We start from the raw sequence: 5,762 nt of genomic DNA, 5'->3' as shown, positions 1-5,762 counted from the left end.
ATTCCGCAGCCCACCTATCAACCAAACAGGACGACTTTACGTCAATTTTACGGCAACCATTTGATTAATAACGATTTCTCCAGATCTTGCGCTCTCGAATTTGCTATTTAGACGACTTTGTGTCATTTCTCGGACAACTTTGTGTCGTTTGACACCTGACGGTTGAGCGTTGAAACAGGCACATAGCCAAGCCTCCGTAACAAGCGATCCCCGCCCCCAAATCTGGCGACGACGACGGTATCGAGGAAAAGGATCAGATCCCGTTCGTACAGGCCAGCGAAATGGCAGAACTGTTCGCGTTGACGTGGCAGCGGGGCCCCGCATCGCGTCGCGATTTTTTCTTTCTGGCCAACTCTGAGCATTACGAAGCCCTGGCCAATCATCACGCGCTGCGCATGGTGTATCAGGCGCACGAACACGCAATCGAAAGGGTCATGGAGTGGCTGGCCACCGGGTTGGAGGCGCGCGGTCCGGCTGTTGATCGCAAGCGATACCCGATCAACGTGCCGGGCTATTGCTAAAAGTTCTGATGTGTCTGCCAGACAAATGATTTGCCCAGGCTTACCGGGCGGCACCGTCAGGTGTCGGGATTCGCCGCGACGAAGCTCTGGAACGCGCCGTAGGTCGGCTGGATCGGTACCAGGTTGTTCGTTAGGATACCATACGTGTCGTCACCGCTGTCCAACTCGTAATACATCGCCGACTGAATCGCATCCGTCTTGCGCGCCGCATAAAATTCGCCGAGTTGCTGTGTGACGTAGCTCGCGCGGAATGTTTCGGTATCTTCGGGGTTGGCGTTCCATTCGGTGATCATGAACGGCACGCCATAGCGCGCCTTGCAGTAGACCGGCAGGTTGAAGCCTGGACCGGCGCCATCTGTGCCCACGTCGAAGATATCGCCGTAAACTTGATAGTTGTGCCACGTCGTGATGTCCCAGCGCACCTGAGGGTAACCACCTGTTCCATCCGGCTGCAGGCCATCCCACAGCATGTCGGAAGCAGCGACATCTGCCACGCAGAAGTTGATGCCGCACTTGGCGTTCGGCTGCACGGACTTGACACCATCGATCATGCCGCGCATGACGCCGCGCATGATCGGCCAGTTCGTGTTGTTGAAGTCAGCGCGCCCTGTTCCAGCCGTTGCCGAATTCACGATTATCGCCGGGTCGCGCGTCAGTTCATTGCCACATTCGTACATTGTGATGCCATACGGCGCCAGGGCCCTTGCAATTGCCGCAGCCCCTGCAAACGCAGCGTTGTACCCCGCCGTTTCACTCGTGTACAGTATGCCGTTCGCGTCGTAGAGCCCGTAATTGACGAGGGTGAAAAGCGTCAGTCCTGCGGACTGGAAAGCGCTTGCCATGGTTACCACCGGGTTCAGCTGGGCCGGCGTGTTGATGCAACCGAGGCGATACGTCGTGCACCCGAGCGCACGCAGCGCGCCGACGACCTGAGCGGGCGTAAACGGATAGTCGTAGTGCCCGTTCATGCCGTAGAATGCACCCGGCGTCGCCGCCGCGGCGATACGCGGGTCCGCACACGGTAACCAATTGCCGGCCCAGGTCAAGACATAGAACTGCCCGCCCGTTCCCGATTGATAGATCATGCCGCCATACCACAACAGCAGGCTCACGTTGTAGGAATATGGATCCTTGACGCTGTTCTTGTAGATATAGCCATTCGAAACCGTCCAGATGTTGTTGGACTTGTCGATGATGTAGGAGGCAGGCGGAATCGCCGTGCCGTCTGCCGAAGTGCCCCCAAGGCGCGGATCGCGACACTGTACCCACGTCGACCCTGTCCACTGATAGAAATCTCCGCTCGTGTTTTCCTGGTAGACGCTGCCGTTGTACCACAGCAGCATAGTGACGTTGTACGAGTACTGGTCCTTTGCCCCGTTCTTGTAGATATACCCGTTCGAGAGCGTCCACACATTGCCGGCACTGTCGACAATGGACGCCGCGGGCGGGACCGTCGTGCCGTTGGGAGACGCGCTCGCCTTCGTCTTTTTGGCAACGGCGGTGGTGTCAGCGCCCAGGTCGGAACCGCTGCCCCCGCAACCGCTGAGAACATAGCTGCCGCCGAGCGCCGTCAGGCAGCCAAGAAATTGGCGTCTTTTGATCATGGAAGTCTTCCGCTGCCGGGCTGGCCGGCAAAAAATGATGAGTCGCTCACCGCGATATGTGCGTGCTATAGGGGTCGGTTTTATGTATTGCGATCCTAACTAAATATATGTAGTATTCCTTTATCAATTTGTCGGATTCATCGGCTGTCTGTGTATCGTCTCTCAGGTGATTAGCAACACCGTCTATTCGCTGCCGTCGCTCAACAACATCGGGATGCGCGCCCGCCAACGTGAAGCGTTCTTGAATGTGCCGCTAGAGTGGGCATCGAACTTATCGAAAGGGTTGTGCAACCTGGCTCCAGCATGTGTCACCGCATCTTCAAGGCCTCCCGTCGTTACGTTCGTCTTGCTGGCGTTACCGTCACACTGCGAACCCGTGAAAAGTGCCGCACCCCCGAAAAGAATTGCGCTCCCACCGACAAAAGGTGGGCACGCCACCGTACTTGGGTGGCCGGGAAGGTAAGAAAGGAGACAACGACAGGCGCCGCCCGCGCGGCCGCGCATAGTTACCACGTAGTTATTGCCGTTGCCGAAATTTGTCGGTCGTTTTTTTTCGTTTAGCATATGACGCGATACGAAAAGCGAAATAGGAAAACCGGTAGGTATGTGTGCTAGAACACACTCAAAACAGGTAAGAGTGACCGAACGTAGTGAACGCACTTTGTGAAGGCGGATAAAGACCAATGCGTAGCATTGGCCGCCATTGCGGCAGCAACTGCGCCACTATTTGTGAAGTGTGCTCCGAGCGCCTGGACAAACCCAGGCGGTAGCTCAAAGCGTGACGTACGCATCCCAGTTTGCTGGCCGGCGATGAACTTCCAAGTTCGGCCAGGAGCAGCTGGTGGTTTTCTTGGATGGAGCCTTTTTATACGCCCGTCGAACTCTTCAAGCCGGTCCGACAATGCCGTTATCATGCTGGCATTCTGTAAGAAGATGATGGTCGATAGATGAGCGCGCCAGTCCTTCCAGCTGAATCTCGCGTCGCCGGACTTGTACACTAGCCCTGAGATTCTGGAATAGGCACTACGAGTCGTTGCGCAGTTTGGTCGCGTTGTTCTCCGTCGTGGCTATGGTAATCACAGCACGCTCGGCAAAACGTTGCAGGGAGCAATGGTTCGGCAGGCTTTTACACCGCTTTTACACCCTGTCCTCAATATCAGTACGCTGCCGGTATGAACACCGCAGACATTGCATTGGCGCTGGATGCTCTCGAAGCATTGTTTGACCATCGGGCTTACAAATTTTGTTTCGTAACCAGCGACTCCGACTTTGCTATCTCTGTCGGAAGCTAAGAAAGCGCGGAGCGACGGTGTGTGTATTGTTGGCGAATCGAAGACTCGGGAAGCGGTTCGCATTACTAGCGATCAATTTTTCGAATGGGCACTATCGACGACGGATGAAGAGATTTCGACGGGTATGCCAACTCAGCCGAAAGCGGAGCATTCAAAGCAGTCAGCAATCAAGCGGGGACCGAAATTTCTGGTGGAAGCGGAAGCGTTGCTTGCGAGTAATACGCCTGAAGGTCATGTGCACCTGGCTGCGTTAGGGTAATATCTCAAGCGCACCGATCCTGGCTTTTTCCCCGGCTGGCCGGCTAGCAATAGCCGAGGCATAGCTTTCGCGCCGGCGTTTCCGTCCGTTCCAAGCCGAATAGCAGACATTGCAGATGGCTGAAACTGAACGGCCGCCAAGGGTCGACGGACCGTTGCGTATGGCAGCAGGTCGGGTCCACTCGTTCAAACCGTGACCCAGGACCAGGCAGGCACCCGGTCACGGCGATCAATTGTTGTGATGGGACACGCTGGATGTCCTGCTCGGGCTGTCGGTAGCGCCGCGACGGTCGGCCGCGCCCTGTCGGCATAAATCCATCAACTACGCGGGCTACGGCAGCTGTGATCGATCGCGCACACAGACTTGATACAGTCGTTCCCCTTGTTCTGTCGGGCCCGGCCGCGTGTCGCGCAGATCGCTGCAAGCTTTGGCACGGCCTATGCATCGATGGACGCACGTGTTGCAACGCCCATTCGACACGAAACCTCACATTGATCAGGAGCACGCCATGAACACACTCGCGATCACCGACCTTCCCGTCGCCGTCGAACTCGATCATCACGACATGGCCGCCGTCCATGGTGGCATGATGAAACTGCCGGGCCAGCACAATACCGGCAACTTGCTGATGTCGCCCGATGGCGAGCCCGTTTCCGTCTATGTTGACGGCCTGCTGATCAACTCGGTGACGAGCGGCTATGCACCGCGCTAGTTGGGACGCAGCTTCACACGCGCGACGGGTAGTATTGTCAAGTTACTCGTCCGCCCCGACCCATCGCCCCGGCGCGCGTCGACCATCTGGCCGGGCGCGAGCGGTTGTCCGCGGGTTCCCTGCCGAGTACGCGCTTAGCCAGATCCCGCACAGCACCCTGCATGGCGATGCCGGTAGTGGTATTCACGAATGTGAAGTCCCCGCGTGGAGTCGACAGTCGTGCCTTTTCGTTCAATGGGTTCCCAGCCATGAACTAGCCGCCGGCCTGCCGACCCCGGTGGTCGAGTAGAACCTCCAGGAAGCCCGACCGACCCGGAACCCTGTCTAGGACACGCGTACGTGAACGCCTGAGCTCCCAGAAAATCAGCGACCCGCCGACACCCAAGGAGATGTCCATGATCACCGCCATCGTCCTCTATGACCTGCCGCCGGACGTAGGCCTCGAGGAGTGCCGCGCCCACTTCACGAAGATCGCCCCGGATTTCCTCAAGATTCCGGGCTTTCTGCGCAAACAGTTCATCTGTTCCGCCGATGGCAAGGTCGCAGGCGGCGTCTATATGTGGGAAAGCCAGGAGGCGGCCGAGCGCTTCTATTCCGGGGAATGGCTCGCCGGAATCCGCGTTCGATACGGCACGGAGCCGAAAATCAGCTATTTCGAGACCGTCGCGCTGACCGACAAGGCGAGCGGCCAGGCGGGCGGGCTCGGCTGATCGGCAGCGGGAACGAGCCGCGCGGAGAGCAACCGGACTTCCGTTTGTTTTGGCACTGCGCCTTCCAGTGCTGCCAACAGGTACGCCCCGCACGTCGCGAGCGGTGTAACAACGCCTGCGACACACGCCGAGCGCAGATGTCACAAACCGGCCAAAGGATAGGGGTAGGAAACGGCGATCGCCGTCCCCTCCCTCCGAACCCGGTGTGCAGTTTTCCCGCGACGGGCTCTCCAGTCAGTTGTTTCCACATCGGGATTGGCGCGCCAATCGAAGGGCCTCGGACATCGTGAACAGCCCAAGATTAGCGAAGAAGGCGTTTGGCCAGCGAGTATGATCGCGCAAGCAGTGACCCTGCCCCGGACGATGAAGCTGTCGGCGCAAGATAGCTCGCAGACGGCGACGAACAAAGCCATCGACGGACGAGAAGGTGTAGCGGTGAGCGTGCTGGAAATAGCCAAACCAGCCACGCAGGGTCGGGTTGATCGACGCAATGACGCTCTCGATCGAATCGCCCCTGTTACGCCTGGTCAGAGCCCGGATTTTATCCCGCAGCCCCATGAGACTCTTCTTGCGCACCCAACGTTGGCCGGAGGTGTCAGGAATTTTGTGTGCTGAGGTCGGTTAAAAATCTCAGCTGATGGCGGCGGTGAACCGCTCGCCGAAC

General features: G+C 57.9%; 6 protein-coding genes. 4 read left to right on the top strand and 2 right to left on the bottom strand.

The annotated features are described in order from the left end of the window. Nucleotides 1-281 precede the first annotated feature (281 nt). A complete protein-coding gene (locus tag AC3WLT_RS36775; protein ID WP_492596464.1) occupies nt 282-521 on the top strand; it encodes a hypothetical protein in 240 nt (79 codons plus the stop codon). Nucleotides 522-577: 56 nt separating this feature from the next. Here the strand turns inward: AC3WLT_RS36775 and AC3WLT_RS36770 are convergent, their stop codons facing one another. After that, nucleotides 578-2,125 (bottom strand): hypothetical protein, encoded by a 1,548-nt coding sequence (locus AC3WLT_RS36770; RefSeq protein ID WP_492596463.1) that lies wholly within the window; start codon nt 2,123-2,125, stop codon nt 578-580. Nucleotides 2,126-3,297: 1,172 nt separating this feature from the next. Between AC3WLT_RS36770 and AC3WLT_RS36765 the strand changes: the two genes are divergently transcribed. The 3 genes from AC3WLT_RS36765 to AC3WLT_RS36755 all read left to right on the top strand — a co-directional run bounded on the left by AC3WLT_RS36765 (nt 3,298) and on the right by AC3WLT_RS36755 (nt 5,098). Next, the gene (locus AC3WLT_RS36765) at nt 3,298-3,417 is read left to right on the top strand and encodes an NYN domain-containing protein (RefSeq protein ID WP_492596462.1); all 120 of its coding nucleotides are present in this window, start codon (nt 3,298-3,300) and stop codon (nt 3,415-3,417) included. Nucleotides 3,418-4,184: 767 nt separating this feature from the next. Next, nucleotides 4,185-4,388 (top strand): hypothetical protein, encoded by a 204-nt coding sequence (locus AC3WLT_RS36760; RefSeq protein WP_429258661.1) that lies wholly within the window; start codon nt 4,185-4,187, stop codon nt 4,386-4,388. Nucleotides 4,389-4,783: 395 nt separating this feature from the next. Continuing rightward, nucleotides 4,784-5,098, top strand: coding sequence for a YdhR family protein (locus AC3WLT_RS36755; protein WP_492596461.1), 315 nt, complete (start codon nt 4,784-4,786; stop codon nt 5,096-5,098). A 234-nt stretch (nt 5,099-5,332) separates the two neighbouring features. Here AC3WLT_RS36755 and AC3WLT_RS36750 read toward each other — a convergent pair whose 3' ends face one another. Beyond that, complete coding sequence (locus tag AC3WLT_RS36750) at nt 5,333-5,656, bottom strand: group II intron maturase-specific domain-containing protein (protein WP_492596460.1); 324 nt, start codon at nt 5,654-5,656, stop codon at nt 5,333-5,335. Nucleotides 5,657-5,762: the final 106 nt, after the last annotated feature.

This window comes from Paraburkholderia sp. FW306-2-2C-D06C, from assembly GCF_058781505.1.
Note: the sequence above shows the minus strand (reverse complement) of the source record. Positions and strands in the feature narration are given on the sequence as shown.